This is a genomic window from Exiguobacterium sp. SH1S21 (assembly GCF_004337175.1).
Classification (GTDB): domain Bacteria; phylum Bacillota; class Bacilli; order Exiguobacteriales; family Exiguobacteriaceae; genus Exiguobacterium; species Exiguobacterium aurantiacum_A.
This window is the reverse complement of the sequence record NZ_SJUY01000002.1, coordinates 129,759-154,892: the sequence shown is the minus strand read 5'-3', so window position 1 is coordinate 154,892 and position 25,134 is coordinate 129,759. Positions and strand designations below refer to the sequence as shown.

Genomic DNA, 25,134 nt, shown 5'->3' with positions numbered 1-25,134 from the left:
GATGGCAGTAGTGATCGACGGGAAACAAATCGCAGCATCGTATCGGGAAACGTTAAAAGATCAGGTGACAGCTCTTCGGGCGCGCGGCATCACCCCGAAATTAAAAGTCATTTTAATCGGGGACGACCCAGCGAGCCACAGTTACGTTCGCGGGAAAGAGCGAGCGGCCAAAGAGATTGGCATCGACTCGCAAATACTTCGATTTGATGATGACATGACCGAAGCGGATTTACTGAAGCTGATTGATTTATTGAATGAAGATCAAGCGGTACATGGGATTCTCGTCCAACTCCCGTTACCGAACCATATCGATGAATCTCGCGTCATCATGCGGATTTCGCCGGAGAAAGACGTCGATGGCTTCCATCCGGAGAACGTCGGGAAAATGATGCTCGGTCTTGACACACTGTTGCCGTGCACGCCGCACGGGATTTTACACCTCGTCAAAACGCAGACCGACCTCGTCGGGAAGCATGTCGTCGTCGTCGGGAGAAGCCAAATCGTCGGCAAACCGGTCGGCATGCTGTTTTTGAACGAGTCGTCGACTGTCACGTATTGCCATTCGAAGACGGCTGACCTCGGAGCGATGACGAGACAGGCCGATATTTTGATCGTCGCGGTCGGGCGGGCCGGACTCGTCACGGCCGACATGGTCAAACCAGGTGCGATCGTCATCGACGTCGGTGTCAACCGTGTCGACAATCGTCTCGTTGGGGATGTCGACTATGAAGGTGTCAAAGATGTGGCGAGCGCCATCACGCCTGTACCTGGCGGCGTCGGACCGATGACGATCACGATGCTCATGCATAACACGGTCGAGGTCGCTTCGCGTGGCTAATCCGATTCAAGTGTCCGAAGTCGTCCGTTACATCAAACGACAGCTTGACGACGATCCGATTTTACAACAAATCGCGGTCGTCGGTGAGATCTCGAACTTTAAACGTTACGCTTCGGGTCATTGCTATTTCACGTTGAAAGATGAGGCGTCTCGTATGAAAGCCGTCATGTTTTCACGTGACGCCAGAACGCTCACGTTCGAACCGACAGACGGGATGAACATCGTCGTCGTCGCGCGCGTGACGATGTACGAGGCGACGGGTGACGTTCAGCTGTACGTTGAACTGATGCGTCAAGACGGTGTCGGTCTATTGTTTGAACGTTACGAGGCGAGAAAACGCGAACTCGAAGCGAAGGGGTGGTTCGACGCGGAACGGAAGCGTTCGCTCCCGGCCTTCCCTGAACGAATCGGGATCATTACGTCCCCCAAAGGTGCCGCCTTGCACGACATCGCGACGACACTGCGGCGCAGGGCGCCACACGTAGCCATCACGTTCGCCCCGGTTGCCGTCCAAGGTGACTTGGCGGCCCCGCAAGTGGCGAGTGCGATTCGCTGGATGAACGAACGGACGGACTGTGACGTCTTGATCGTCGGCCGGGGCGGCGGCTCGATCGAGGAACTGTGGGCGTTCAACGAAGATATCGTCGTTGAAGCGATTTACAACTCGACGATTCCGGTCATCTCGGCCGTCGGTCACGAAACCGACTTCACGCTTGCCGATTTCGTCGCCGACTTACGTGCGGCCACACCGACGGCTGCGGCGGAACTCGCGACGGCGACGATCGATGCGCAGCGAAAAGACGTCGAGCGTTTGACGATGCAGTTGCAGCGTTCCGTCACGAATCAAATGACAGCTGTGCGCGACCGGCTCGAACGGGCGGCGAACAGCTACGGGTTGAAGTCGCCGCGGTTCACGCTCTCACAAAAGCGGGACCGGTTCGCTCAGGCTGAGATCCGTCTCGAGCAAGGTGTCACCAAACAACTGACGTTCGCCCGCCATCGTCTCGCTCAATCGCAGCAGCGGCTCGATGTCCGGAATTTGGCTCGGGCACTGCGGACGAACGATGAACGGTACCGTCAATTTGAAGGACGACTGAACCGGATTCGGCCGCTCGAACGGCCGACCGAACGCTTTGCCGCGCAGGTCGGCAGGTTGCATGCGGTCAGCCCGCTCGCGGTCCTATCCCGAGGCTATACGCTTACCGAGCAAGACGGGACGTACGTGAAAGATGTCAAACAACTACATGACGGAGTCGTGACGATCCGTTTCCGTGACGGTCATGCCGTCGCGGAAGTGAAGGAGAGACATTATGGCGAAGAAACAAGAAGAACAGACGTTTGAGACGGCGCTAGCCCGACTCGAAGACATCGTGGCGAAACTTGAGACTGGAGAAGTCGCGCTTGAAGAAGCGATGACGCTCTATGAGGAAGGTGTTCGTCTGTCGGCGCTTTGTCAGTCAAAATTGACGGCTGCCGAAAAGAAAATGGACGAAATTTTAGAACTGGACGGTACGCTCCGTGACAAAGGAGGCGCCGTATGAGTCAGTTGATGCTCGATGAGTGGAAACGTGCGGTCGAACAGGCGATGAGTCGTCTCGTTGACGACGCGGCCATGCCGAAGCGACTGTTCGAAGCGATGACCTATTCATTAGAGGCAGGTGGGAAACGGATTCGTCCGGCCCTCCTGTACGCCGTCCTCGATACATACGGCCGACCGATTGAACTCGGTCACGAAGCCGCCGTCGCACTCGAGATGGTACATACGTATTCACTCATTCATGACGATTTGCCGGCGATGGACGACGACGATGTCCGCAGAGGCCGCCCGACGAACCATCGTCAGTTTGATGAAGCGACCGCGATCCTTGCGGGCGATGCGCTCTTGACGGACGCATTTCAAGTGATCACCCGCACGCACGCCGCGCCTGAAAAACTAGTGAGTTTGATTTCACGGTTCAGCGAGGCGGCCGGTAGTGCCGGGATGGTAGGTGGACAGCTAGACGATATGCTAGCCGAGAAACGACAACACGTATCGTTAGAGACGCTTCAGTCGATTCATGCCCGCAAGACCGGGGCGCTGCTCGTCTATGCGCTCGAAGCAGGAGCGATTTTGGCCGATGCGTCCGCAAGCGACCAAGCGGCATTGAAGCGTTTCGGAGCGCATCTCGGTGTTGCGTTCCAAATCCAAGATGACATTTTAGACGTCGAAGGCGACGAGGCGTTGATTGGGAAGCGTGTCGGTTCGGATGAAGGGAACGATAAATCGACGTATCCGAAGCTGCTCGGTCTTGACGGTGCGAAACAAGCGCTCGCTCAAGAAGTCGCACAAGCTGAAGCTGCGCTCGCCGAACTGTCGGTCGCTTCACCTCGTTTGCATGAGCTACTTTACTTTGTCGTCAAACGCAATCATTGACTTTAGGTGACACGATGAGCACATCGTGTCACCTTTGTTTTTCTGTATGTATAGCATATATGGACACATTCTTGTAAAATGTAAGGTACGAATCAGTAATACGATAGGAGAAAGGATGGTCATCATGGACCTGACATCCATTCAAGACCCGTCATTTTTAAAGAAAATGTCGGTGACCGAGATCGAAGCGCTTGGCGCAGACATCAGACGGTTCTTGATTGAAAAATTGGCAGAAACGGGAGGGCATCTCGGGCCGAACCTCGGCGTTGTCGAGTTGACGCTTGCCTTGCACCGTGTATTTGACAGTCCGAAAGATCAACTCGTATGGGACGTGGGGCATCAAGCCTATGTCCACAAAATTTTAACGGGACGGACGAACCAGTTCGACACGCTTCGCCAGTATAATGGCTTATGTGGGTTTCCGAAGCGCTGTGAGAGCGAGCACGATGTATGGGAGACGGGGCACAGTTCGACCTCGTTGTCGGCGGCAATGGGGATTGCCATCGCCAACGAGCTAAAAGGGCGAGCGGATGATCGCGCCATCGCCATCATCGGAGACGGTGCTCTCACGGGTGGAATGGCGCTCGAAGCACTCAATCACATCGGGGCCGAGAAACAAAACGTCATCGTCATTTTAAATGACAATGAAATGTCGATCGCGCCAAACGTCGGGGCGATGCATAATATGCTCGGCCGGATGCGGGCGTCACGTAAACTGAAGCATGCCCGTGAGGAAGTCGAAGCACTCATCAAGCACATCCCGATTGTCGGAAGTTCGCTCGAACGTAGTGGCGAACGAGTCAAGGACATGTTGAAGTCGGCACTCATACCGGGTACGTTTTTCGAAGAACTTGGCTTCACTTACTTTGGACCGACGGACGGTCACGATTTGAAAGATTTGCTCGAGACACTTGAGTATGCGAAAAAAATTGATGGACCGGTACTCGTCCATGTCATCACGAAAAAAGGCAAAGGCTATCGTCCGGCCGAGCTAGACGGCATCGGGACGTGGCACGGTCTCGGGCCGTACAAGATTGAATCTGGTGAAGTCATTAAAGGGAAAGTCAAAGGACCGAGTTATTCAAAAGTCGTGGCCGAAACGATCACGAAAGTCGCGGAGACGGATGAGCGAGTGACGTTGATCACGCCAGCGATGAGTGTCGGTTCGAAACTGGACTGTTTCAACAAGCAATTTCCGGAACGCATGTTTGACGTCGGCATCGCCGAGCAACATGCGGTCACGCTCGCCGGAGGTCAAGCGACACAAGGTCTCAAACCGGTCGTTTCGATCTATTCGACGTTCTTCCAGCGCGCCTATGACCAGCTCGTGCACGATATTTGCCGCCAAAACTTGAACGTCGTCTTCACGATTGACCGGTCGGGCCTTGTCGGCGCCGACGGGGAGACGCACCAAGGCGTGTTCGATATCGCCTTCATGCGCCATGTGCCAAACATTCGGATTTTGATGGCGAAAGATGAGGAAGAATTGCAACATCTCGTCTACACGGCGTTAAAATATGATGATGGACCGATCGCTGTGCGGTTCCCGCGCGGAGAAGGCATCGGTACCCCGATGAGTGAGACGTTGCGTGAACTTCCGCTCGATGAGTGGGAAGTCGTGGCTGACGGGACGGACGTGGCTATTTTGACGTTCGGGCCGCAAGTACAAGATGCGCTAGAAGTGAGAACGCTCCTCGAAGGACAACGGAGCGTACGGGTCATCAACTGTCGTACGATTAAACCGCTCGACGATGCGATGCTTACCGCGCTCTATGAGGAAGGCATCCCGCTCGTCACGCTCGAAGAGGCCGTTCTTGCCGGAGGGTTCGGAAGCAGCGTGCTCGAGCATGCGAGTGATGCGAGACAGTTCCCGCGCGTCCTTCGTCTAGGGATTCCGGACCGTTATATTGAACATGGCGCGGTCAATCAACTGCTAGAAGAGATCGGGCTCAGACCGTCTCAAATCGCGGAATCGGTAGAGCAGTTCATTCAAATGACAAATCGACAGAATGTGTGAGGAATTATGGAAAAACGAAATAAAACAAGATTAGATGTATTGCTCGTCGATCGCGGATTAGCGGAGACGAGAGAGAAAGCGAAACGGGCCGTCATGGCCGGAATCGTATACAGCGGGACGGAGCGGCTCGATAAAGCCGGCGATAAAGTGTTTGACGACATCCCGCTCGAAGTCAAAGGGCAGACGATGCCTTACGTCGGCCGTGGCGGGTTAAAGCTTGAAAAAGCACTCCAAGTGTTCCCGCTCGACGTCTCCGGGCGTATCGGGATCGATATCGGCTCGTCGACGGGTGGTTTTACTGACTGTGCCCTTCAAAACGGGGCGACGCAAATGTATGCGGTCGACGTCGGTTACAATCAGTTGGCTTGGAAGCTTCGGAGCGACGAACGTGTTGTCGTCATGGAACGGATGAACTTTCGGCACGCGACGAACGAACAGTTCCCGATTCAACCCGACTTTGCGACGATTGACGTCTCGTTCATCTCGCTTCGGCTGATGATTCCGCCGTTAAAACAAATTTTAAAACCGGACGGTGTCGTCATGGCGCTCATTAAGCCTCAATTTGAGGCCGGTAAAGCGGATGTCGGAAAAAAAGGCATCGTTCGGGACCGGTCAATTCATGAACGCGTCGTCAATGAGATGGTCCGCTACTTCGCATCTGAAGGGTTCTGGGTCGAAGGGCTCGACTTCTCGCCGATCACTGGCGGTGACGGCAATATCGAGTTCTTGCTGTTCGCCCGTTACACGGGCGTCGGTGGGGTCGAACCAGCTCTCGATGTGTCAGCGGTCATCGACGAGGCACATACCCAACTGAAGAAAACCGTATGAACAGCTGCAGACAAATCGTCTGCAGCTGTTTTTGAAGGTGGTTGCTCACCATATCTTTCCTTTTCAACCTTGGAATGGTAGACCTTTTTTCACCAATACTTTAGAATGATACTGTATATGTGAAACGAAAAATGAGGTGTCAGGGTGTATGAACAAAGGACAACGATTGATTAAAATTCGAGAAATCGTTACGAATCGTGAAATTGAGACCCAAGATGAACTCGTAGACGAACTCCATCGGTCTGGTTACCCAGTGACGCAGGCGACAGTGTCGCGTGACATTAAAGAACTTCATCTCGTCAAGGTGCCGCTCAATGACGGCCGCTATAAGTATAGTCTGCCGGCCGACCAGCGCTTTAACCCGTATGGCAAGATGAAACGGATACTCGGCGACAGCTTCGTCTCAGTCGACTCGGCCCAAAATTTGGTCGTCATGAAGGTGTTGCCTGGTAATGCGGACGCGATCGGCGTCTTGATTGATCACCTGTCATGGGATGAATTGATCGGGACAGTGTGCGGGGATGATACGATCTTGATGATTGCACGGGATGAGGACCAGGCGAAGCAGATCATCGAACGACTACTCGGAATGTTATGAGGTGAATTATCAGATGTTAGCAGAACTATCGATCAAACAATTTGCGATCATCGATGAATTGAACGTCACGTTCAAGCGCGGGATGACCGTATTGACCGGAGAGACCGGGGCGGGAAAATCAATTCTCCTGGATGCGATCGGACTGCTCGTCGGAGGACGTGGTTCGAGTGAATTCGTTCGTTACGGTCAAGATAAAGCGGAAATCGAAGGGCTGTTCGTCGTCGAACCCGATCACTTGATCATCGAGGCGGCGACGCAGTACGGAATCGAGATCGAGGAAGGGACCGTCATTTTGCGCCGTGATTTACATAGTAGCGGAAAGAGTGTGTGTCGTGTCAACGGCAAAATGATGCCGCTGTCGACGTTGCGTGAGTTGGGACGTCTCTTGGTCGATATTCATGGACAACACGAGCACCAACATTTGATGGATGCCGAGCATCATCTCGGCATATTGGACAGTTTCGCTGAAACGGATCTGGCCCCGTTGTTAGCGCGTTATCACGAGACGTACACCGATTGGAAACGTGTCGCTGATGAACTGAAACGACTTAGCCAGAGCGAGCAGGAATTGGCCCAACGAATGGACTTATTATCGTTTCAAACGAATGAAATCGACGCGGCCGAGCTCAAAGTCGGGGAAGAGCAGGCGTTGACTGAAGAACGGAACGAACTTGCAAACTTTGAACGGATTCATCAGCACGTCCGCTTGTCCTACGACGCCGTTGCGGACGAGGGGAAAGGGATTGATCAAATCGGCATCGCGATGCGGGAGATGGAAGAAGGTTCGGCGCTCACGGCATCACTTGCGCCGATGGCCGAGATGATCTCGAACGCATATTTCCTGCTTGAAGACGCTAAGTTCCAATTGCGCGACCAACTCGATTCGCTTGAATTTGATCCGATCCGGCTCGATGAGATTGAAACGCGCCTCGCGTTGTTCCAACAATTGAAACGGAAATACGGGGCGACGATTGACGATGTCATCACGTACGGAGAAAAAATCACAGAAGAGTTAAAAACGATGACAAATCGGGAAGAACACCTTCAAGAAATAACAGATCGCCTCGACAGGCTCGAACGTTTGATGCGTTCGGCCGGCCTCGAGTTGTCGGCAGCAAGGAAACGAGCAGCCGGCGAGCTTGAGAAGGCAATTCAGCGTGAGTTGAAAGAGCTCTATATGGAGAAGACGAAGTTTGAGGTCCGATTCAAAGAAGTGTCGTGCAAGGCGGACGGGCTCGATCAAGTCGAATTTTATATGATGACGAACGTCGGAGAGCCGTTCAAGCCGCTAGCGAAAGTCGCCTCAGGCGGAGAGCTGTCACGGGTCATGCTCGCGTTAAAATCGATTTTCTCAAGGACGGTCGGTGTCGCGTCAATTATTTTTGACGAAGTCGATACGGGTGTCTCGGGACGGGTTGCCCAAGCGATGGGGGAGAAGATTTTCCGCTTGTCGGTCGGTTCACAAGTGCTTTGTATCACGCATTTGGCCCAAGTGGCCGCCATGGCGGATCATCACTTGTATATTACAAAGACCGAGACGGACGAACGGACGAAGACAAACGTCGCCGCGCTTAGCCATGAGGACCGCATCGATGAACTCGGAAGAATGATTGCCGGTGCGCAAATGACCGATCTGACGAAACAGCATGTGGAGGAGCTGCTTGATATGTCCCTCCAATTAAAACGGAAGTTTATCGAAGGAGTGTCTTAATTGATTACATTATGCATTGCGGACGACAATCGTGAAATCGTCGACTTGTTGACTCGACAACTTGAGTCCGAGTCCGACTTGAAAGTCGTAGGGACCGCTTTCGACGGCGAAGCATGCTTAGACGTCGTCAAGACACACCAGCCGGATGTGCTACTGCTAGATATCATCATGCCGCATCTTGACGGGATCGGTGTTCTAGAACGGCTTCAAGTAGACTTGCCAAACACGAAACCGGAAGTCATCATGCTCAGCGCTTTCGGGAAAGATGAAGTCACGAAACAAGCCGTTCAACTGGGTGCTTCTTATTTCTTGGTCAAACCGTTCAACATTCAACAACTGATTTCTAAAATCCGCGAGCTGGCTGCGGGTTCAAGCCGCGAGTTCGAACCGATGTCGCCAGAAGAACTCGACATCTCGCTCTTGTTGCAACAGCTCGGCATCTCGCCGCGGATCAAAGGATTTAAGTATATCCGCCAAGCGGTCGTCTATGTGAGGGAGCGGCAAGAACTTTTAGGGTTGATCACAAAGGAATTGTATCCGATGATCGCCAAAGAACATGAGACGACGTCGTCTCGGGTCGAGCGGGCGATGCGTCACGCGATTAAGACGGCTTGGGAAAACGGGATGCGGGATCACGAGATGTTTGACGGTCGTCCAGAGCGAGAGCGCAGCCCGAAAAACTCAGAATTTATTTCGTATTTCGTAACGTACCAATCGTTCAAACAACAGTGAAGGAGTCAGGGGAATCCCCTGATTTCTTTTCTTTATTTATAAAGAAAGCGCTTGCATTTTTGATGATCCTTGTTATAATAAATGTGTACCAAGTTACTTGGACGAGCGTCAGATGAACGCTTTCTAACATGTTCCGGAACAGGTTAGAGCAAGAAATCATCTCGGCTCGCTATCCGTTAATAGCTCAGAGGTGCGAACGACATCTCAAATCGTTATTGTTCCGACGAGAGGTCGCGACATTCGCTCATTTGCGAGACGATTCCGACATCGGTTCGAAGCTAGGGACCCATGTCAGGGTAAAACGAATCGTTCAGTTGACCAAAAGGAGTGTTGTCAATCGTTGAACATCTCATGGCAAGCGTTCGACTTCACAATGGATGGTTGGACATGACCCGATGAACATTTGTTAGTAACTCGAAGAAGTAAGTTTCCGTTCACGCAAGACGGCAGTTACTAATTTCTTTCAAACTTCTTCATTAAGAAGACCATTGGATCTCATGTCAAAGCAGTATAGCAAGTATGAAAGGAGATCATCCGTAGTGATCACAATTCAATATGAATAAAAAGGTTCCGCACTTGAAATGAAGTCAAGTTAGGGAACCTTTTTTTTGTGTGTTCAAGAATCTATTCGTGGGACTTTTCCTGTCTTCTTGTCGCGATTAAAGATATATCCTGCAACGAAACCGATACCGCCCATTGCCAGTAACAGACCGAACGTTCCTTGCAACATCGATGCTGCAGCAACCGACTCGATCCATGTGAATGGGGCACTCGTTTTTAAAAAGAAGCTGTCACGTAAAAGCTTGATGCCGTAAACGCCGAATAGGCCTGGGATGATTAGGATCAGAAGCGCGATCACACGCATAGTATCTCCTCCTTTTCCACTCATTATTTTAACAGAAAACGAGAGCGGAAACACTGCCTTTTTCGAAGAGTTGCGAAAAGGAAGGCGGTTGAGTAGCATGAATATAGATTAGGAAAATGGGGGATTTTAAAAATGAATAAACGATTGTTGATTGTCGGAGCGGGGAAAGGCGGGACCGAGGTGCTCAAGATGCTCCTTGATTCCCCGCTTGTCACCGTCGCTGCCGTCATCGACTCGGACATAGAGGCAGAAGGATTGAAGCTGGCACGGAGTTGGGGGATCCAGACTTCGAGCGATTGGCGCGCGTGTGCCGACAAAAAAGTCGACTTTGTGATCGAGACGACCGGACAGAGCGAGACGTTCATTGAACTGAAGGACCATTTTTCGGAGGCGGTCGTGCTGCCAGGCGAGTTTATCCGAATCGTCGTCGAACGGCTGAAGCAGAACCAACAGATGCTCGAAGCGATCATCGACTGTACGAGCGAGGCGATCTCGGTCGCCGACCATAACGGGAATACGATTTTAATCAATCCGTCCTATACCCGCTTGACCGGATTTAAAAAAGAAGATGTCGTTGATAAACCGGCGACGGCCGACATTGGAATGCAGGAGAGCGTGCACTTGAAAGTTTTATCGACCGGTCAAGGCGTACGTGATGTTCGGATGCAGATCGGGGCGACGCGCCGAGACATCCTCGTCAACGCCGAACCTATTGTGGTCGAAGGGAAGCTGCGCGGTTCCGTCGGCGTCATTCGCGACGTGTCCCAAATTCGGGCGTTGCGTGATGAGTTGAAGGAAGCGAAGACGCGGATTCGCAACTTGGAGGCGAAATATCAATTTACAGATATCATTGCGACAAGCGAAGCGATGCGCTTTGTCATCGAACAAGCCCGCCTAGCGGCACTCACGCCGGTCACCGTGCTCATACGCGGCGAGTCCGGCACCGGCAAAGAACTGTTCGCCCACGCCATCCACGGCGAATCGCCGCGGAAGTTTAAAAAGTTTGTCCGGGTCAACTGTGCAGCCATCTCGCCGACGCTGTTAGAGAGCGAACTGTTCGGGTATGAGGACGGTGCGTTCAGCGGGGCAAGGCGCGGCGGGAAAGTCGGCTATTTCGAGGAGGCGGACGGTGGATCTTTGTTTTTAGACGAGATTGGCGAACTCCCGGTCGACGTTCAAGTCAAGCTGCTCCGTGTCCTCCAAGAACATGAAATCGTTCGAGTCGGGGGCACGAACGCGATCCCGGTCGATGTCCGGATCATCGCGGCGACGAACGCGAACTTAGAACAGAAAGTGGCGGACGGGACGTTTCGTGAGGATTTATATTATCGGATCAACCGGATGCCGATCCACATCCCACCGCTCCGTGACCGGCTTGAAGAGATCGAGCCGCTTTGCGAGCGGATCATCCGTAAACTGAATCAAGAGTACGGTCGACTCGTCCACGGGGTCGATCAAGCTGCGATCGAACTATTAAAGAGTCAATACTGGAAAGGGAACGTCCGTGAGCTTGAGAATGTGATTGGCCGGGCGATGATTTATATGGCAAGTTCTGAGCAATGGATTGCTCCCCATCACCTTCAACTATCGACACGGACCGTCACGGCGCGATCAGTCGAAGCCGTATCGCTTCAAGACGCCGTCGCTCGCTATGAACGAGATTTGATCGACCGGGCGATCGCTGAAGCTGACGGGAACAAATCAGAAGCAGCGCGACGGTTACACATCTCGATCCGGACGCTGTATAATAAACTTGAACGTCTGCAGTAATATGCATGCATATTTTTGCTTACTGTGTAATATATTGCAGGGCGACCTCTTGTTTAAAGCGCTTTCAAAAATGGAAACAAACTTGCATAATATAAAGTGTAGACAGGTTAGGGGGGACAACGATGAACTTTGACAGGATGCTCGAACGGGCAAAACGGTTAGATGGATGTACCGTGTCGATCGCCGGGGCGGCCGACGTGGAAGTGATCCGCGCCGTCAAGCTTGCGACCGACCATGGATTGTCACGATTTATCCTATTCGGTGACGCCCGGGAGATTAAACGCTTGTGTGATGAACATGACATTGCCGAGTCGACGATCGATATTTTGCACGTCAAGGGAGACGCCGATATCGCCAAACGAGCGACACTTGCGGTTCGCAACGGCGAGGCTGATGTTCTCATGAAAGGAATGGTGTCGACCTCGGTCTTCATGAAGGCGGTGCTCAGCCGGGAGTCGGGACTCAGGACGAGCCGGACGCTAAGCCACGTCGCCTTGTTCCAAATTCCAAATCGGGAGCGGTTGATCGGTGTGACCGACGCAGCGATCCATATCGCTCCGACGCTCGAAGAAAAAGTCGATATCATTCATAACGCGGTCGGCGCGATGCGAGACATCGGTTACGAGTTGCCGCGTGTCGCTGCAATCGCGGCAGTTGAAGTGGTCAATCCGCAAATGACCGCGACGATGGACGCCGCACTCCTTGCCCAGATGAACCGGCGTGGTCAAATCAAGGGTTGCGTCGTCGACGGACCGCTCGCACTCGACAACGCCGTCGACATGATTGCCGCCAAACAAAAAGGGATCGCTAGTGAAGTGGCCGGACAAGCCGACTTATTGCTCGTTCCATACATAGAGGTCGGCAACGTCCTTTATAAATCGATCATGTACTTCGCCGGGGCCAGCGTCGCGGCGATCGTCGTCGGGGCCAGTGCCCCCGTCGTCTTGACGAGCCGGGCCGATACGGCCGAGGCGAAACTTTATTCGCTCGCGTTCGCTCTATTGCACGCTAAAAAATAACTGATGACTCAGGAGGAATAAAAAATGATGGAAACAAACATGGAACCACGCTTTCGAATTTTTGACGTATTGCAGGCTGAGGACTATGAACAGATCGTATTTTGTCAAGATCAAGCATCAGGCTTGAAAGCAATCATCGCGATTCATGATACGACACTCGGACCAGCCCTCGGCGGACTGCGGATGTGGAATTATACATCAGAAGAAGAGGCGCTCACAGACGTGCTACGTCTCGCTAAAGGGATGACATACAAGAATGCGGCGGCGGGACTCAACCTCGGCGGCGGGAAAGCCGTCATCATCGGGAACGCGAAGACGGACAAATCGGAAGCATTGTTCCGTGCCTTTGGCCGCTACGTCCAGTCGCTCAGCGGCCGCTACATCACGGCCGAAGACGTCAACACGACCGTCGCCGATATGGACTTCATCCATATGGAGACCGACTACGTGACGGGCGTCAGCCCAGCGTTCGGCTCGAGCGGCAACCCGTCTCCTGTTACTGCGTACGGTGTCTATCGCGGCATGAAGGCGGCAGCGAAGTGGAAATTCGGTTCCGACTCGCTCGCCGGCAAGACGGTCGCCGTCCAAGGTGTCGGGAACGTCGCCTATAACTTGTGCCGCCACTTGCACGAGGAAGGTGCGCATCTGATCGTCACGGACATTAACGAAGACGCGCTCAAACGGGCCGAGACGGACTTTGGGGCGACAGTCGTCAAACCGGATGAGATTTATGCGGTCGAGTGTGACATCTTCGCGCCATGTGCGCTCGGTGCGGTCATCAACGATGCGACGATCCCACAACTGAAAGCTCAAATCGTGGCCGGTGCGGCCAACAACCAACTCGCTGAAGACCGTCACGGCGACGTGTTAGAGGAGCGAGGCATCCTTTACGCACCAGACTTCGTCATCAACGCAGGCGGTGTCATCAATGTGGCCGATGAGCTCGAAGGGTACAACCGCGAGCGGGCCATGAAGAAAGTCGACTTAATTTATGACAACATGCAGCGTGTGTTCGAAATCGCTGAACGGGACGGGGTACCGACTCACGTCGCGGCAGAGAAGATGGCCGAAGAGCGTATCCAGATGATGTCGCGTTCGCGCAGCCAGTTCTTGAAAGTCGAAAAGAGCCTGTTAGGTGGGCGCTAACATGACGAGACAACTCGTTCTAGCGATCAACCCGGGATCGACGTCAACGAAAGTCGGTTTATTTGAGGGCTCAGACGAAATTTTGTCGAAAACGGTCCGCCACGGAGAAGATGTCACAGGATTGTCACTCCCGGAACAATTGCCTCACCGGGAGCGAGAAGTACGGGACTTGTTAATTGAATCAGGCATCGCCGGCGAATCGTTGTCGGCGATCGTCGGTCGCGGCGGACTGCTCGCCCCAATGACTTCGGGGACATATGCCGTCAATGAACTCATGCGCGAAGATCTCACGAGCGGGCGCTACGGCGTACACGCATCCAACTTGGGCGGCTTGATCGCCTATAAGCTCGGAGAATTATTTCAAGTACCGAATTTTATCGTCGACCCGGTAGTCGTCGACGAGATGCATGACCTCGCTCGAGCGACGGGCATGCCAGAAATCAATCGACGGAGCATCTTCCACGCCTTGAATCAAAAAGCCGTGGGCAAGCGCTTCGCCGCAGAAAATGGAAGCGATTACAATGAGCTCAACTTGATTATCGCGCATCTCGGGGGCGGCATCACGGTCGGGGCGCACGCGTCCGGGAACGTCATCGATGTGAACAATGGACTCGATGGGGACGGTCCGATCGCACCGGAACGAGCCGGCTCGATTCCTGTTGGACAGATAGTAGAACTATGTTATAGTACCAGGTATAATAAAAACGACATGAAACAGAAAATCGTCGGTCGCGGTGGATTGTATGCACACCTCGGAACGGTCGACGCCATCGAGATCGAAGACCGGATGACGGCAGGTGACGATAAGGCCGCACTTCTCTATGAGACGATGGCGTATCGAGTCGCCCAAGAAATCTCCAAGCACGGGGCCACGCTGTCAGGGAACGTCGATGCCATCATCTTGACGGGCGGGATCGCCTACTCGGATTGGCTGACTGGGAAGATCAAAGACCGGGTCGGCTACTTGGCACCCGTCCACGTCTATCCGGGTGAGGATGAATTGAAGGCGCTCACGGAAGGGGCCCTTCGGATCATCCGGCAAGAAGAAGCTGTAAAAGCATATGAGGGGGATACACATGGCACGAGAATTTGATGTCATCGTCATCGGCGGCGGACCTGGTGGTTACGTCGCCGCGATCAAAGCGGCGCAGGCCGGTAAGCGCGTCGCGATCGTCGAGGCGGAAAAACTAGGCGGGACATGTCTACATAAAGGCTGCATCCCGACAAAAGCGCTCTTGAAGGCAGCACACGTCTATCAAACGGCGAAACATGGCGAAACGTATGGCGTAGAAGTCGGGGCGGTCACGTTCAACATGGGACGGGCACAAACGTTCAAACGAGAGCTCGTCTCCGGCCTTGAGAAAGGCATCGAGCACTTGATGAAGCAAGGGAAAATCGAAGTGTTCCGCGGCAAAGCCTCAATCTTGGGACCGAGCATCTTCTCGCCCCAGCCGGGAACGGTCGCGGTCGAGGATGAAACCGGCGAGTCGGAGCTGTTGTTGCCGAACCAGTTGATCATTGCGACGGGATCGATCCCCCGGGAGCTCCCAGGGTTGCCGTTCGATCATGAGCGCATCCTCAATTCAGACGATTTGCTCCGGTTCGAGCAGTTGCCGACGTCCATCGCCATCATCGGAGGCGGCGTCATCGGCGTCGAATGGGCGTCGATGCTGATCGACCTCGATGTCGACGTGACGCTGATCGAGGTCGGCGAACGTTTGTTACCGCTCGAAGACAAGGCCGTCTCGCGAGAAGTCGAGCGACTGCTCAAGAAGCGCGGCGTGCGTGTGAAGAAAAATGTGACGGTCGACCCGGAACGGACGACCGTGTCAGCGGACGATGTCGCGCTCGCGGTCGGTGACGAACAACTTACGGTCGACTGTGTGCTCGTCTCGATCGGTCGGATCGCGAATACTGAAGACCTCGGGCTGCAGAACACGTCGATCATCGTCGAGAACGGCGTCATCCAAGTCGACTCGCAATATCGGACGAAAGAACGTCACATCTTTGCGATCGGTGACTGCATCGGTAAACTCCAGCTCGCCCACGTCGCGTCAGCTGAAGGTGTCAAAGCGGTCGAAGTGATTCTCGGTCAAGAACCGACACCGCTCGACTACAACGTCATCCCGCGCTGTGTGTACGGTGTACCCGAAGTCGCATCGGTCGGATTGACCGAAGAGGCGGCAAAAGCAGCGGGACACGTTGTCAAGACGGGGACGTACCGTTTCAATGGACTCGGAAAAGCCCGGATCGAAGGACAAGCCGACGGATTCGTCAAGCTGATCTCAGACTCGGACACTGACGACCTGCTCGGAGTCCACATCGTCGGACCGAAAGCGACAGAACTGATTACGGAAGGCGGGCTCGCCCTCGTCTTGAACGCGACGGCTTGGGAGATGGGTCAGCTCGTCCACCCGCACCCGGCACTGAGCGAAGCATTCCAAGAAGCGGCGCTCGCCGTGGACGGGTTACCGATTCACGCCTAAGGAGGAAACAGAAAATGGAACAAATGACTGTGAATTCATATGAAGAGCTCGGCTTGTCGAAACAAGACCTCACCGCGATGTTTGAGACGATGGTCCGGGCCCGTAAAATCGATGAACGGATGTGGAAATTGAACCGGGCCGGGAAAATCCCGTTCGTCGTCTCGTGTCAAGGACAAGAAGCGGCCCAAGTCGGGGCGGCGTTCGCCCTCGAGAAAGGGACCGACTACATCCTTCCATACTACCGGGACGTCGCCGTCGTCTTGCATTTCGGTCAAACGGCGCGTGACTTGATGTTGTCGGCGTTCGCCAAAGCGGAAGACCCGAACTCGGGCGGGCGGCAAATGCCAGGTCACTTCGGCTCGAAACAACTTCGCATCGTGACGGGGTCGTCTCCGGTGACGACACAAGTGCCGCACGCGGTCGGTGTCGCACTTGCGGCCAAACTGAAAAAAGAAGAGCTCGTCACGTTCGTCTCGTTCGGTGAAGGCTCGTCGAACCAAGGGGACTTCCACGAAGGGGCAAACTTTGCCGGCGTGCATAAACTTCCGGTCATTTTGTTCTGTGAGAACAACAAGTACGCAATCTCGGTACCGCTGTCGAAGCAACTCGCCTGCGAGCGCGTCTCGGACCGGGCGAAAGGATACGGGATGCCAGGAGTGACGGTCGACGGGACAGACCCGATCGCCGTCTACGTCGCCGTGAAAGAGGCGCGCGCCCGCGCACTCCGCGGAGAAGGTCCGACGTTGATCGAGGCGGAAGTCGAACGGCTCGTGCCGCACTCGTCGGATGACGATGACAAGGCGTACCGCTCGTCAGAAGAACTCGCCGAACTGAAAAACCGCGACGGGATTCAGCTGTTCCGGAAGCGATTGCTCGAAGACGGCATCGCAACCGAGGCCGAACTCGCAGACATCGAGACGAAAGTCGACGTCGAAGTGAACGAGGCGACGACGTATGCCGACAAGGCGCCTTACGCGGCACCTGAATCGACGATGGACCACGTGTACGAGGGGGATAACTGATGAAAACGTTTATTGAAGCGATCAATGAAGCAATCCATGAAGAGATGGAACGCGATGAGAACGTGTTCGTGCTCGGTGAGGACGTCGGCGTCCGCGGTGGTGTCTTCCGGGCGACGCAAGGCTTGATTGAAAAGTATGGCGAGGACCGTGTCATCGATGCTCCGCTCGCTGAAAGTGCGATCGCAGGCGTCGGGATCGGTGCGGCCATGTATGGGATGCGGCCGATCGCCGAGATGCAGTTCGCCGACTTCATCATGCCGGCCGTCAACCAAATCGTGTCCGAGGCGGCGAAAATCCGTTATCGTTCGAACAATGACTGGACGTGTCCGATGGTCATCCGGGCGCCGTTCGGGGGCGGGATCCATGGCGCGCTCTATCATTCACAGTCGGTCGAGGGTATGTTCAACTCGACGCCTGGTTTGAAAGTCGTCATCCCGTCCGACCCGGTCGACGCCAAAGGACTGCTCAAGGCGGCGATCCGTTCGAACGATCCTGTCCTGTTCTTTGAGCATAAACGGGCGTACCGCTTGTTAAAGGCGGACTTACCGACTGACGACTATACGGTCGAGATCGGCAAGGCCGCCGTCAAACGCGAAGGCGACGACGTGACGATCATCACGTACGGCCTCTGTGTCCATATGGCCCAAGAAGCCGCGAAGACGCTCGAGGCGGAAGGGATCAGCACGCATATTTTGGATTTACGCACGGTCTATCCGCTCGATCAAGACGCGATCGTCGAAGCCGTCAAGAAGACGGGTAAAGTCCTGCTCGTGACCGAAGACAACAAAGAAGGCAGCATCATCGGGGAAGTTGCAGCCATCATCGCCGAGAAAGCGCTGTTTGAACTCGATGCGCCGATCGAACGCTTGGCAGGGCCGGACGTGCCGGCGATGCCGTACGCGCCACCGATGGAGAAGTATTTCATCGTATCCCCTGAAAAAATTGCGGAGCGGGCCCGTCAGCTCGCTGCGTTTTAAGGAGGGGTCTTATGGAACAGACGATCAAGATGCCACAACTCGGGGAAAGTGTGACCGAAGGGACGATCACGACATTCCTCGTCAAGCCGGGCGACCGGGTCGAAGAGTATGAACCACTCGCTGAAGTCATGACCGATAAAGTGACGGCCGAGATTCCGGCGACGAGTGCTGGGATCATTAAAGAGCTGTTGATTGGTGAAGGCGATACCGTTAGCGTCGGCACGCCGGTCTTGACGATGGAAGTCGCAAGCGCTACCGATGAGCCCGCCGAAGTGACAACTGAAGACACGAAGCAGCCGGAACAGGCTGCGGTCGTCGCGACCGTTCCAGTTTCCGCGCCGCCGCGTAATAGAAGCGCGAACGGGCGTTTCTCACCGGCCGTCATCCGTCTCGCGAGTGAGAATGATATCGATTTGGATCAACTCGACGGCTCAGGACTCGGTGGCCGGATCACGCGGAAAGACGTCCTTCGTTACTTATCGGAAGGTCGTCCGCGCCAACCGGAACCGGCGACGCAAGTACCGGTTCAAGAGACGATGACGCAAGTGAAGCTCGATGTGCCAGAAACCGTCACGAATCCTGTCGTCGCGCCAATGACCGCTTCGACACCGAGTGAATCGTCAGACCGCATCGAGATGATCCCGACGGCGGGTGTCCGTCAAGCGATCGCGAGCAACATGGTCCGCTCGAAGCACGAGGCACCGCATGCGTGGCTCATGATCGAAGTCGACGTGACGAACCTCGTCGAGGCGCGCGCCAAATTGAAAGATGAGTTCTTCGAACGGGAAGGCGTCAAGTTGACGTTTATGCCGTTCTTCATGAAGGCTGCGGTCGAAGGTCTGAAGAAACATCCGATGATGAATTCGGAGTGGGCCGGGGACCATATCAAAGTCCACAAGGATATCCATCTATCGGTCGCCGTCGCGGCGAACGATGCGCTCTACGTCCCGGTCATCAAGCATGCAGACGAGAAGAACATCAAAGGGCTCGCCGTCGCGCTTCAAGACGTCGCCGGCCGGGCCCGCGCGAACCGCTTGAAAGCCGACGAGATGCGTGGCGGCACGTTCACGATCAACAATACGGGCGCTTTCGGATCGATCCAATCGGCCCCGATTTTGAACTACCCGCAAGCGGCGATTCTCTCGGTCGAATCGATCGTGAAGCGTCCCGTCTGGGTGAACGGTATGTTCGCAGCACGCGACATGGTCAACTTGTGCATGTCGGTCGATCACCGCGTTCTCGACGGTCTCGTCGCCGGACAGTTCTTACAGGCGATCAAACAGGCGCTCGAATCAATCGACCCGAACACGTACACACTTTATTGATCCAAAAAGGAGCCGCGGACGCATGTCCGTGGCTCCTTTTGTTAAATTGACCGTTCAATCAATGACTCGAGGTCGCGACGAATGCGTTCAGGCGAAGACAAGTCGGCCTGTGAGTAGCTGAGCCGATGTGTCGATTCGTCGGTCCCGGTTAAGTCGGCGAATAGACTGCCTAAACTATGGACGCTCTTGTCGACTTGGATCAACAAGTCAAGGCTCGTCTCGTCTTGGAGCAAGATGACCTCGAGTTCATCGAGCCGGCGTCCGAAGCTTGTGCCGTTCGGCGAATACTCGAGCTCTTGAGCGATCGGGAGTCGTCCCGAGCGATGTCTGGCCGGCAGCATCTCGGTGTCGGCTTTTTTTAGCCGGAAACCGATATCGTCGAGCACGTCGAGGATGACTTGCTGCTTGTGGTTCGGTTTGACGAGAATCGAGTCCTCGTCTTTCGGGTCGACCGCTTGGGCGATATCGAGGCCGGTCTCGATCCATGTCTTCGACTGGCTGACGGAGATCGGTGTGTTGAACGGCACCTCGATCGTGAACGGGATCTCTTTCACTTCGTCCGGTCCGATCATGAACGGTGCCTCGTTCAACAGGATTTTTTCGATCGTGAACGTCGAATAGGTCGTCTTGTCATTGACCTCGTGCTTGTAGAGCGTATTGAAGAAAATGTAGATACGGTCGACCGATTGTTCGACGTTGCCGCCTTTGATGTGGACGACCCCGTCGAGCGTACCGCCGGGAACACAACTGTTCTCCGCCAGGCGCGTATCGACAGTCGCGGCCCCGATTCCAATCGATGAAAGTAACTTTTTAAACATATGGTGATCCTCCTTTGACGTTTGCACGTGTTCGTGTAATAGTATGTACGGATGCACGTTTAAAAAGTTTCGCAACTACTTAAAAAAAGGATGAATCAAGTGGAATATACAGATTTGATGGAACGGCTCAACGGTCTGATTGAAGATGGAGAGCTCGTGACGGCGACAATCAGTCAACCACGTCAAAAATCGAGCGATTTACGCCGGGTGAAACTGAAGCCGGTATTGTTGAAAGATGAGTACCACATACAGTTTGAATACCAATTTGAGCGCGTTATGAAACATAAAAATTTACGTACGGAAGAAGCGATCGCAGAGCTTGGACAGCTGCTCGAAAACTTCCGGCAAGGACAGTTTCAGCTGAAAGCGACCGAGCTCCATTTCCAACTCTCGAAAAAGTTTAAAGTGACGTATAAAGAGCGGCCAACGGACGTGAAGCAAGTGAAACTGACGCACAACCGCGAAAAGCAGTACGTGTTGCCGGTCGATGAGCCGGTCCCGTTCCTGATTCGCCTCGGCGTCCAGTCGGCAGATGGGAAAGTGAAGCGTCAGAAGTACGATAAGTTTAAACAAATCAACCGGTTCCTCGAGTTCATCGAGGATTCGATCAAATACCTCCCGACCGACCGGACTGTCCGGATTCTCGATTTCGGTTCGGGCAAATCGTATCTGACGTTCGCCTTGTACCATTTCTTGCATGAGATGAAAGGGTATGACGTACACATCACCGGGCTCGATTTGAAGAAGGAAGTCATCGAGGAGTGCGCCGGGATCGCCCGCGACCTCGGCTACGAGCGGCTCGAGTTTCTCGTTGGGGACATCAATGAATTTGAAGGCGAGTCGGCGGTCGATATGGTCGTCACGCTCCATGCTTGTGACGTCGCGACCGACATGGCGCTCGCGCGAGCGGTCCGCTGGGGGGCGAAAGTAATCTTGAGCGTGCCGTGTTGCCAGAAAGAACTGAACCGGCAACTCGAGGCGCCGAGCCTCGACGTCATGCTTCAACACGGCCTCGTCAAGGAACGGTTCGCGGCGCTCGCCACCGATTCGATCCGGGCCGAACTGCTCGGTCTCGTCGGCTATGAAGCGCAGTTGCTCGAATTTATCGACATGGAACATACACCAAAAAATATTTTGATCCGCGCCTATTTGACGAACCGCGAAGCGACCGAAGAGCAGCGCGTCCGCTACAAAGCGTTCAAGTCGTTACTCGGTGCGGACCCGTTCCTTGAAGGTCAGTTGAGCGATAGACTTGTCCTAACCGATCCACAAGACGTAAAATAAGAAAGATAAGACGAAAGTCGAAAGGGGAAACAATATGGATTTTCAATTATACTTTCAAGATGTAGTCGAACAGGCACGCAATGAGGTACGGGCAGCAGGATACACCGAACTGACGACACCGGAAGAAGTCGATGCGGCACTGAAAAAAGAAGGCAAGACGCTCGTGCTCGTCAACTCGGTATGCGGTTGCGCCGGCGGGATCGCTCGTCCGGCGGCGGCCTACGTGAACAAGATGGAAGGCACGAAACCGGATCAGTTCGTCACTGTCTTCGCCGGGCAAGACCGGGAAGCGACGGACCGGGCTCGTGAGTATTTCGAAGGGTACGCCCCGTCGTCACCATCGATCGCGCTACTCGAAGATGGTAACATCGTCACGATGGTCGAACGGAGCACGATCGAGTCGTCGACGGCTGAAGAGCTCGTCGAACAGTTACAGACGTTGTTCGATATTTATTACGCGTAATCAATGTGTGGGCGCAAAGGCTTTGCCTTTGCGCTTTTCCTTAAGAAGGGATCGATCGAATGGAACCAGTCATTAAAATCATGAGTGAGGCGGAATATGCGATCGCCTTGTCGCGAGGTGAGATCAACGAAGAATCGCTCCAAACGGAAGGATACGTTCGTTGCTGCACCCCGCAACAGATCAGTAAAGTCGCGAGGCGCCACTATCATGGGGAGCGGGTCGTGCTCGTCTCGTTTCATATTGGGCGCCTCGGCAGCTTGCTCCACTACGAGCTAGATGAGGACGGAGATCGCTATCCGCACGTGTATAGCGCCATCCCGATCACATCGGTGAAACGGGTGCAACCTTATGGGTCGACAGATAATGGTACGGTCACGTATTTCGCTTACGAGCGGATGTGACCGTATTTTTTTTTGGTTTTTATGCATGAATATACTTTACAATTAATAATTATGTGTATATAGTGGTTGAAGAACAAGTCAGACATATGAAGAGCGAAAGAACTATTGAGACAGAAAAACAAATATGTCATAATTTTGTTAAAGTTCTGACAATTCCATCTTATTGAAAAGGGGAAAATGAACATGAAAAAAAGTCTTCTAGCATTATGTATCGCAGCACTGGCTGCATTTTCGGTCGCCTGTGGCGCCGACGTCAATGAAGGCGGGTCATCGTCGACGAATGAGGAAGACGACAAAGTCCTCGTCATGGGGACGAGCGCGGACTACTTCCCTTATGAGTTCGTCGATACGGCGAGCGGTGACGAAATCGTCGGATTCGATATCGACATCGCCAAACAAGTGGCCGACAACATGGGCTATGAATTGAAAATTGAAGATATGGACTTCGGTAGCTTGCTCGGGGCCTTGAACGCTGGACGTGTCGATTTCGTCATGGCGGGCATGACACCGACTGAAGAGCGGAAAGAGAACGCCGACTTCACAGATATTTACTTTACGGCGAAAAACTTGATTTTATCAAAAGGCGACGCGATTCAAACGCTTGAAGACCTAGACGGGAAACAAGTCGGCGTCCAACTCGGTTCGATCCAAGAAGGGATCGCCAAAGACCAGATCCCCGGAGCGGAAATCGTCGCCTTGAACAAAATCCCTGAGATCATTCAAGAAATCAAGACAGGCCGCATCGACGCAATGGTCATCGAAGATACGGTCGCGAAGAAGTACCTCGACCAAGACAGCGAACTAGCGACGTTTGAAATCGTTGACGAAGAAGAAGCCGGCTCGGCCGCGGCTTTCCGTAAAGACGATGAGCTCCGCGATCAGTTCAACGAAGAGTTGAACAAATTGATCGAATCAGGAGAAATCGAGAAGTTAGCTCAAAAATGGTTCGAAGAAGAAGCAGCACCAGCTGAATAATTATGGATTAAGGCTGACTGAAAACATCAGTCAGCCTTTTTTAGGAGGAACTTATAATGGATTTTAGTCGGATTTATGATTCTATCCCGTACATTCTTGAAGGGATCCCGGTCATGTTTCAAGTCGTGCTCGTCTCGGCGCTGTTCGGGATCACGTTCGGTGTCATCGTGGCCACGTTCAAGATCGTGCCGAACCGTCTCGTCAACTTTATCGGACACGCCTACACGGCCGTGTTCCGGGGAACACCGCTCATCTTGCAACTCGCCATCATCCACTTCGGCTTACCGCAGTTGACGGGCTTTATCACGACACCTTATCAATCGGCCGTCATCGCCTTCTCGCTCAACTCGGCGGCGTACATCTCGGAGATCATTCGGGCCGGGATTCAAGCGGTCGACAAAGGCCAGTGGGAAGCGTCTGACGCGCTAGGTGTTCCATATGTCAAACAGCTGCGCTCGATCATCTTGCCGCAGGCGTTTAAAAACATCTTGCCTGCACTCGTCAACGAGATGATCACGCTCACGAAAGAGTCGGCACTCGTCTCGACGGTCGGCGTCCTCGATATTATGCGCCGGGCCCAAATCGTCGGAGGACAAAAGGCAATCTACTTCGAACCGCTCCTGTTCGCTGGTGTGATATACTTTACGATAGTGATGGTGTTGACATACTTTGGTCAACGTCTTGAAAAACGGTTAAGAAAGAGTGATGGCAGATGATACAAGTAAAGGATTTATACAAACAGTTCGGTGACCTTGAAGTGTTGAAAGGGATTACGACTTCGATTGAACAAGGAGAAGTCGTCGCCGTCATCGGTCCGTCGGGTTCCGGTAAGTCGACGTTCTTACGTTGCTTGAACATGCTCGAAGTGCCGACAAGCGGAACGGTCAGCGTCGCCGGATACGAGTTGACGAAAAAAGGGGCCAACGTCTCGAAGGCACGGCAAAATATCGGTATGGTGTTCCAACAGTTCAACTTGTTCCCGCATATGAACGTGCTCGACAACTTGACGTACGCACCGATCAACGTGTTGAAAGTCAGCAAGGCTGAAGCAATCGAACGAGCGAAGACGTTGCTCGAGCGTGTCGGATTATCGGAGAAGATCGATGCTTATCCGAGTCAGTTGTCAGGCGGACAAAAACAACGTGTCGCGATCGCCCGGGCGCTTGCCATGGAGCCGAACGTCATGTTGTTTGACGAGCCGACGTCGGCGCTCGACCCGGAGATGGTCAATGAAGTGCTCGACGTCATGAAAGGACTCGCCGATTCAGGTATGACGATGGTCGTCGTCACGCACGAGATGGGCTTTGCCCGTGAAGTGGCTGACCGTGTCCTGTTCCTTGATGAAGGAATCTTGATGGAGGAAGGCAAACCGGACGACCTGCTCCTCAACCCGCAGACGGACCGGGCCAAACGGTTCTTAGAAAAAGTCTTGTGATGACACGTTCC

The 25,134-nt window shown here is 53.8% G+C and carries 25 protein-coding genes; 23 read left to right on the top strand and 2 right to left on the bottom strand.

The features are described 5' to 3' along the window. Position 1 precedes the first annotated feature (1 nt). The 9 genes from EVJ24_RS04245 to spo0A all read left to right on the top strand — a co-directional run bounded on the left by EVJ24_RS04245 (position 2) and on the right by spo0A (position 9,137). A complete protein-coding gene (locus tag EVJ24_RS04245; protein WP_131439853.1) occupies positions 2–838 on the top strand; it encodes a bifunctional methylenetetrahydrofolate dehydrogenase/methenyltetrahydrofolate cyclohydrolase in 837 nt (278 codons plus the stop codon). Next, positions 831–2,180, top strand: coding sequence for an exodeoxyribonuclease VII large subunit (gene xseA, locus EVJ24_RS04240; protein ID WP_131439851.1), 1,350 nt, complete (start codon positions 831–833; stop codon positions 2,178–2,180). The genes EVJ24_RS04245 and xseA overlap by 8 nt, the downstream gene beginning before the upstream one ends. Next, positions 2,149–2,379, top strand: coding sequence for an exodeoxyribonuclease VII small subunit (gene xseB / locus EVJ24_RS04235; RefSeq protein WP_016510387.1), 231 nt, complete (start codon positions 2,149–2,151; stop codon positions 2,377–2,379). Before xseA ends, xseB begins: the two co-directional genes overlap by 32 nt. Then, positions 2,376–3,251 carry a polyprenyl synthetase family protein gene (locus EVJ24_RS04230; RefSeq protein WP_070327060.1) on the top strand — a complete coding sequence of 292 codons (876 nt, stop codon included), beginning with the start codon at positions 2,376–2,378 and terminating at the stop codon, positions 3,249–3,251. The genes xseB and EVJ24_RS04230 overlap by 4 nt, the downstream gene beginning before the upstream one ends. Before the next feature lie 124 nt (positions 3,252–3,375). Next, positions 3,376–5,268, top strand: a complete 1,893-nt coding sequence (dxs, locus tag EVJ24_RS04225) for a 1-deoxy-D-xylulose-5-phosphate synthase (protein ID WP_071397720.1) — start codon at positions 3,376–3,378, stop codon at positions 5,266–5,268. A gap of 6 nt (positions 5,269–5,274) precedes the next feature. Next, positions 5,275–6,096 carry a TlyA family RNA methyltransferase gene (locus EVJ24_RS04220; protein ID WP_131439849.1) on the top strand — a complete coding sequence of 274 codons (822 nt, stop codon included), beginning with the start codon at positions 5,275–5,277 and terminating at the stop codon, positions 6,094–6,096. 148 nt (positions 6,097–6,244) lie between these two features. Beyond that, positions 6,245–6,694 carry a transcriptional regulator AhrC/ArgR gene (gene ahrC / locus EVJ24_RS04215; RefSeq protein ID WP_016510386.1) on the top strand — a complete coding sequence of 150 codons (450 nt, stop codon included), beginning with the start codon at positions 6,245–6,247 and terminating at the stop codon, positions 6,692–6,694. A gap of 13 nt (positions 6,695–6,707) precedes the next feature. Further along, positions 6,708–8,405, top strand: coding sequence for a DNA repair protein RecN (recN, locus tag EVJ24_RS04210; RefSeq protein WP_131439847.1), 1,698 nt, complete (start codon positions 6,708–6,710; stop codon positions 8,403–8,405). After that, positions 8,406–9,137: a sporulation transcription factor Spo0A gene (gene spo0A / locus EVJ24_RS04205; protein ID WP_131439845.1), complete on the top strand. Its 732-nt coding sequence runs from the start codon at positions 8,406–8,408 to the stop codon at positions 9,135–9,137. A 616-nt stretch (positions 9,138–9,753) separates the two neighbouring features. On the opposite strand, the gene EVJ24_RS04200 is transcribed toward spo0A, so the two are convergent. After that, positions 9,754–10,002 (bottom strand): DUF2627 domain-containing protein, encoded by a 249-nt coding sequence (locus EVJ24_RS04200; protein ID WP_016510497.1) that lies wholly within the window; start codon positions 10,000–10,002, stop codon positions 9,754–9,756. A gap of 132 nt (positions 10,003–10,134) precedes the next feature. On the opposite strand from EVJ24_RS04200, the gene EVJ24_RS04195 reads away from it, so the two are divergent. The 8 genes from EVJ24_RS04195 to EVJ24_RS04160 all read left to right on the top strand — a co-directional run bounded on the left by EVJ24_RS04195 (position 10,135) and on the right by EVJ24_RS04160 (position 19,747). Further along, positions 10,135–11,772: a sigma 54-interacting transcriptional regulator gene (locus EVJ24_RS04195; RefSeq protein WP_131439843.1), complete on the top strand. Its 1,638-nt coding sequence runs from the start codon at positions 10,135–10,137 to the stop codon at positions 11,770–11,772. A gap of 122 nt (positions 11,773–11,894) precedes the next feature. Then, entirely contained in the window at positions 11,895–12,791 is an 897-nt protein-coding gene (gene yqiS / locus EVJ24_RS04190) for a phosphate butyryltransferase (protein ID WP_131439841.1), read from the top strand. A 24-nt stretch (positions 12,792–12,815) separates the two neighbouring features. Next, on the top strand, positions 12,816–13,937 hold the full coding sequence (locus EVJ24_RS04185; RefSeq protein ID WP_070327065.1) for a Glu/Leu/Phe/Val family dehydrogenase: 1,122 nt from the start codon (positions 12,816–12,818) through the stop codon (positions 13,935–13,937). Position 13,938: 1 nt separating this feature from the next. After that, positions 13,939–15,030, top strand: coding sequence for a butyrate kinase (gene buk, locus EVJ24_RS04180; RefSeq protein ID WP_131439839.1), 1,092 nt, complete (start codon positions 13,939–13,941; stop codon positions 15,028–15,030). After that, the gene (lpdA, locus tag EVJ24_RS04175; protein ID WP_131439837.1) at positions 15,014–16,423 is read left to right on the top strand and encodes a dihydrolipoyl dehydrogenase; all 1,410 of its coding nucleotides are present in this window, start codon (positions 15,014–15,016) and stop codon (positions 16,421–16,423) included. The genes buk and lpdA overlap by 17 nt, the downstream gene beginning before the upstream one ends. A 23-nt stretch (positions 16,424–16,446) precedes the next feature. Continuing rightward, the gene (locus EVJ24_RS04170) at positions 16,447–17,445 is read left to right on the top strand and encodes a thiamine pyrophosphate-dependent dehydrogenase E1 component subunit alpha (protein WP_131440098.1); all 999 of its coding nucleotides are present in this window, start codon (positions 16,447–16,449) and stop codon (positions 17,443–17,445) included. Beyond that, positions 17,445–18,422: an alpha-ketoacid dehydrogenase subunit beta gene (locus EVJ24_RS04165; protein ID WP_070327068.1), complete on the top strand. Its 978-nt coding sequence runs from the start codon at positions 17,445–17,447 to the stop codon at positions 18,420–18,422. The genes EVJ24_RS04170 and EVJ24_RS04165 overlap by 1 nt, the downstream gene beginning before the upstream one ends. Positions 18,423–18,433: 11 nt before the next feature. Next, the gene (locus EVJ24_RS04160; protein ID WP_131439835.1) at positions 18,434–19,747 is read left to right on the top strand and encodes a dihydrolipoamide acetyltransferase family protein; all 1,314 of its coding nucleotides are present in this window, start codon (positions 18,434–18,436) and stop codon (positions 19,745–19,747) included. A 41-nt stretch (positions 19,748–19,788) separates the two neighbouring features. On the opposite strand, the gene EVJ24_RS04155 is transcribed toward EVJ24_RS04160, so the two are convergent. Then, the gene (locus EVJ24_RS04155; protein ID WP_131439833.1) at positions 19,789–20,565 is read right to left on the bottom strand and encodes a sporulation protein; all 777 of its coding nucleotides are present in this window, start codon (positions 20,563–20,565) and stop codon (positions 19,789–19,791) included. 99 nt (positions 20,566–20,664) lie between these two features. Between EVJ24_RS04155 and EVJ24_RS04150 the strand changes: the two genes are divergently transcribed. The 6 genes from EVJ24_RS04150 to EVJ24_RS04125 all read left to right on the top strand — a co-directional run bounded on the left by EVJ24_RS04150 (position 20,665) and on the right by EVJ24_RS04125 (position 25,123). After that, entirely contained in the window at positions 20,665–21,849 is a 1,185-nt protein-coding gene (locus EVJ24_RS04150) for a class I SAM-dependent methyltransferase (protein ID WP_070327071.1), read from the top strand. Positions 21,850–21,883: 34 nt separating this feature from the next. Continuing rightward, positions 21,884–22,312, top strand: a complete 429-nt coding sequence (locus EVJ24_RS04145) for a BrxA/BrxB family bacilliredoxin (protein ID WP_070327072.1) — start codon at positions 21,884–21,886, stop codon at positions 22,310–22,312. 59 nt (positions 22,313–22,371) lie between these two features. Further along, positions 22,372–22,713 (top strand): DUF952 domain-containing protein, encoded by a 342-nt coding sequence (locus EVJ24_RS04140; RefSeq protein WP_131439831.1) that lies wholly within the window; start codon positions 22,372–22,374, stop codon positions 22,711–22,713. 183 nt (positions 22,714–22,896) lie between these two features. Next, positions 22,897–23,688, top strand: coding sequence for a transporter substrate-binding domain-containing protein (locus EVJ24_RS04135; RefSeq protein WP_071397701.1), 792 nt, complete (start codon positions 22,897–22,899; stop codon positions 23,686–23,688). Positions 23,689–23,744: 56 nt separating this feature from the next. Further along, complete coding sequence (locus tag EVJ24_RS04130; RefSeq protein ID WP_071397700.1) at positions 23,745–24,404, top strand: amino acid ABC transporter permease; 660 nt, start codon at positions 23,745–23,747, stop codon at positions 24,402–24,404. Then, positions 24,401–25,123 (top strand): amino acid ABC transporter ATP-binding protein, encoded by a 723-nt coding sequence (locus EVJ24_RS04125; protein WP_131439829.1) that lies wholly within the window; start codon positions 24,401–24,403, stop codon positions 25,121–25,123. Before EVJ24_RS04130 ends, EVJ24_RS04125 begins: the two co-directional genes overlap by 4 nt. The last annotated feature ends 11 nt before the right edge of the window (positions 25,124–25,134 follow it).

Bases quoted from the DNA above. Each gene is read 5' to 3' on its own strand.
- dxs (WP_071397720.1), top strand. From the start codon at position 3,376: ATGGACCTGACATCCATTCAAGACCCGTCATTTTTAAAGAAAATGTCG.
- EVJ24_RS04220 (WP_131439849.1), top strand. From the start codon at position 5,275: ATGGAAAAACGAAATAAAACAAGATTAGATGTATTGCTCGTCGATCGC.
- EVJ24_RS04195 (WP_131439843.1), top strand. From the start codon at position 10,135: ATGAATAAACGATTGTTGATTGTCGGAGCGGGGAAAGGCGGGACCGAG.
- EVJ24_RS04230 (WP_070327060.1), top strand. From the start codon at position 2,376: ATGAGTCAGTTGATGCTCGATGAGTGGAAACGTGCGGTCGAACAGGCG.
- EVJ24_RS04125 (WP_131439829.1), top strand. From the start codon at position 24,401: ATGATACAAGTAAAGGATTTATACAAACAGTTCGGTGACCTTGAAGTG.
- yqiS (WP_131439841.1), top strand. From the start codon at position 11,895: ATGAACTTTGACAGGATGCTCGAACGGGCAAAACGGTTAGATGGATGT.
- EVJ24_RS04160 (WP_131439835.1), top strand. From the start codon at position 18,434: ATGGAACAGACGATCAAGATGCCACAACTCGGGGAAAGTGTGACCGAA.
- EVJ24_RS04135 (WP_071397701.1), top strand. From the start codon at position 22,897: ATGAAAAAAAGTCTTCTAGCATTATGTATCGCAGCACTGGCTGCATTT.
- EVJ24_RS04245 (WP_131439853.1), top strand. From the start codon at position 2: ATGGCAGTAGTGATCGACGGGAAACAAATCGCAGCATCGTATCGGGAA.
- EVJ24_RS04165 (WP_070327068.1), top strand. From the start codon at position 17,445: ATGAAAACGTTTATTGAAGCGATCAATGAAGCAATCCATGAAGAGATG.
- recN (WP_131439847.1), top strand. From the start codon at position 6,708: ATGTTAGCAGAACTATCGATCAAACAATTTGCGATCATCGATGAATTG.
- buk (WP_131439839.1), top strand. From the start codon at position 13,939: ATGACGAGACAACTCGTTCTAGCGATCAACCCGGGATCGACGTCAACG.
- EVJ24_RS04130 (WP_071397700.1), top strand. From the start codon at position 23,745: ATGGATTTTAGTCGGATTTATGATTCTATCCCGTACATTCTTGAAGGG.
- EVJ24_RS04200 (WP_016510497.1), bottom strand. From the start codon at position 10,002: ATGCGTGTGATCGCGCTTCTGATCCTAATCATCCCAGGCCTATTCGGC.
- xseB (WP_016510387.1), top strand. From the start codon at position 2,149: ATGGCGAAGAAACAAGAAGAACAGACGTTTGAGACGGCGCTAGCCCGA.
- ahrC (WP_016510386.1), top strand. From the start codon at position 6,245: ATGAACAAAGGACAACGATTGATTAAAATTCGAGAAATCGTTACGAAT.
- EVJ24_RS04185 (WP_070327065.1), top strand. From the start codon at position 12,816: ATGATGGAAACAAACATGGAACCACGCTTTCGAATTTTTGACGTATTG.
- lpdA (WP_131439837.1), top strand. From the start codon at position 15,014: ATGGCACGAGAATTTGATGTCATCGTCATCGGCGGCGGACCTGGTGGT.
- EVJ24_RS04170 (WP_131440098.1), top strand. From the start codon at position 16,447: ATGACTGTGAATTCATATGAAGAGCTCGGCTTGTCGAAACAAGACCTC.
- EVJ24_RS04155 (WP_131439833.1), bottom strand. From the start codon at position 20,565: ATGTTTAAAAAGTTACTTTCATCGATTGGAATCGGGGCCGCGACTGTC.
- EVJ24_RS04140 (WP_131439831.1), top strand. From the start codon at position 22,372: ATGGAACCAGTCATTAAAATCATGAGTGAGGCGGAATATGCGATCGCC.
- EVJ24_RS04145 (WP_070327072.1), top strand. From the start codon at position 21,884: ATGGATTTTCAATTATACTTTCAAGATGTAGTCGAACAGGCACGCAAT.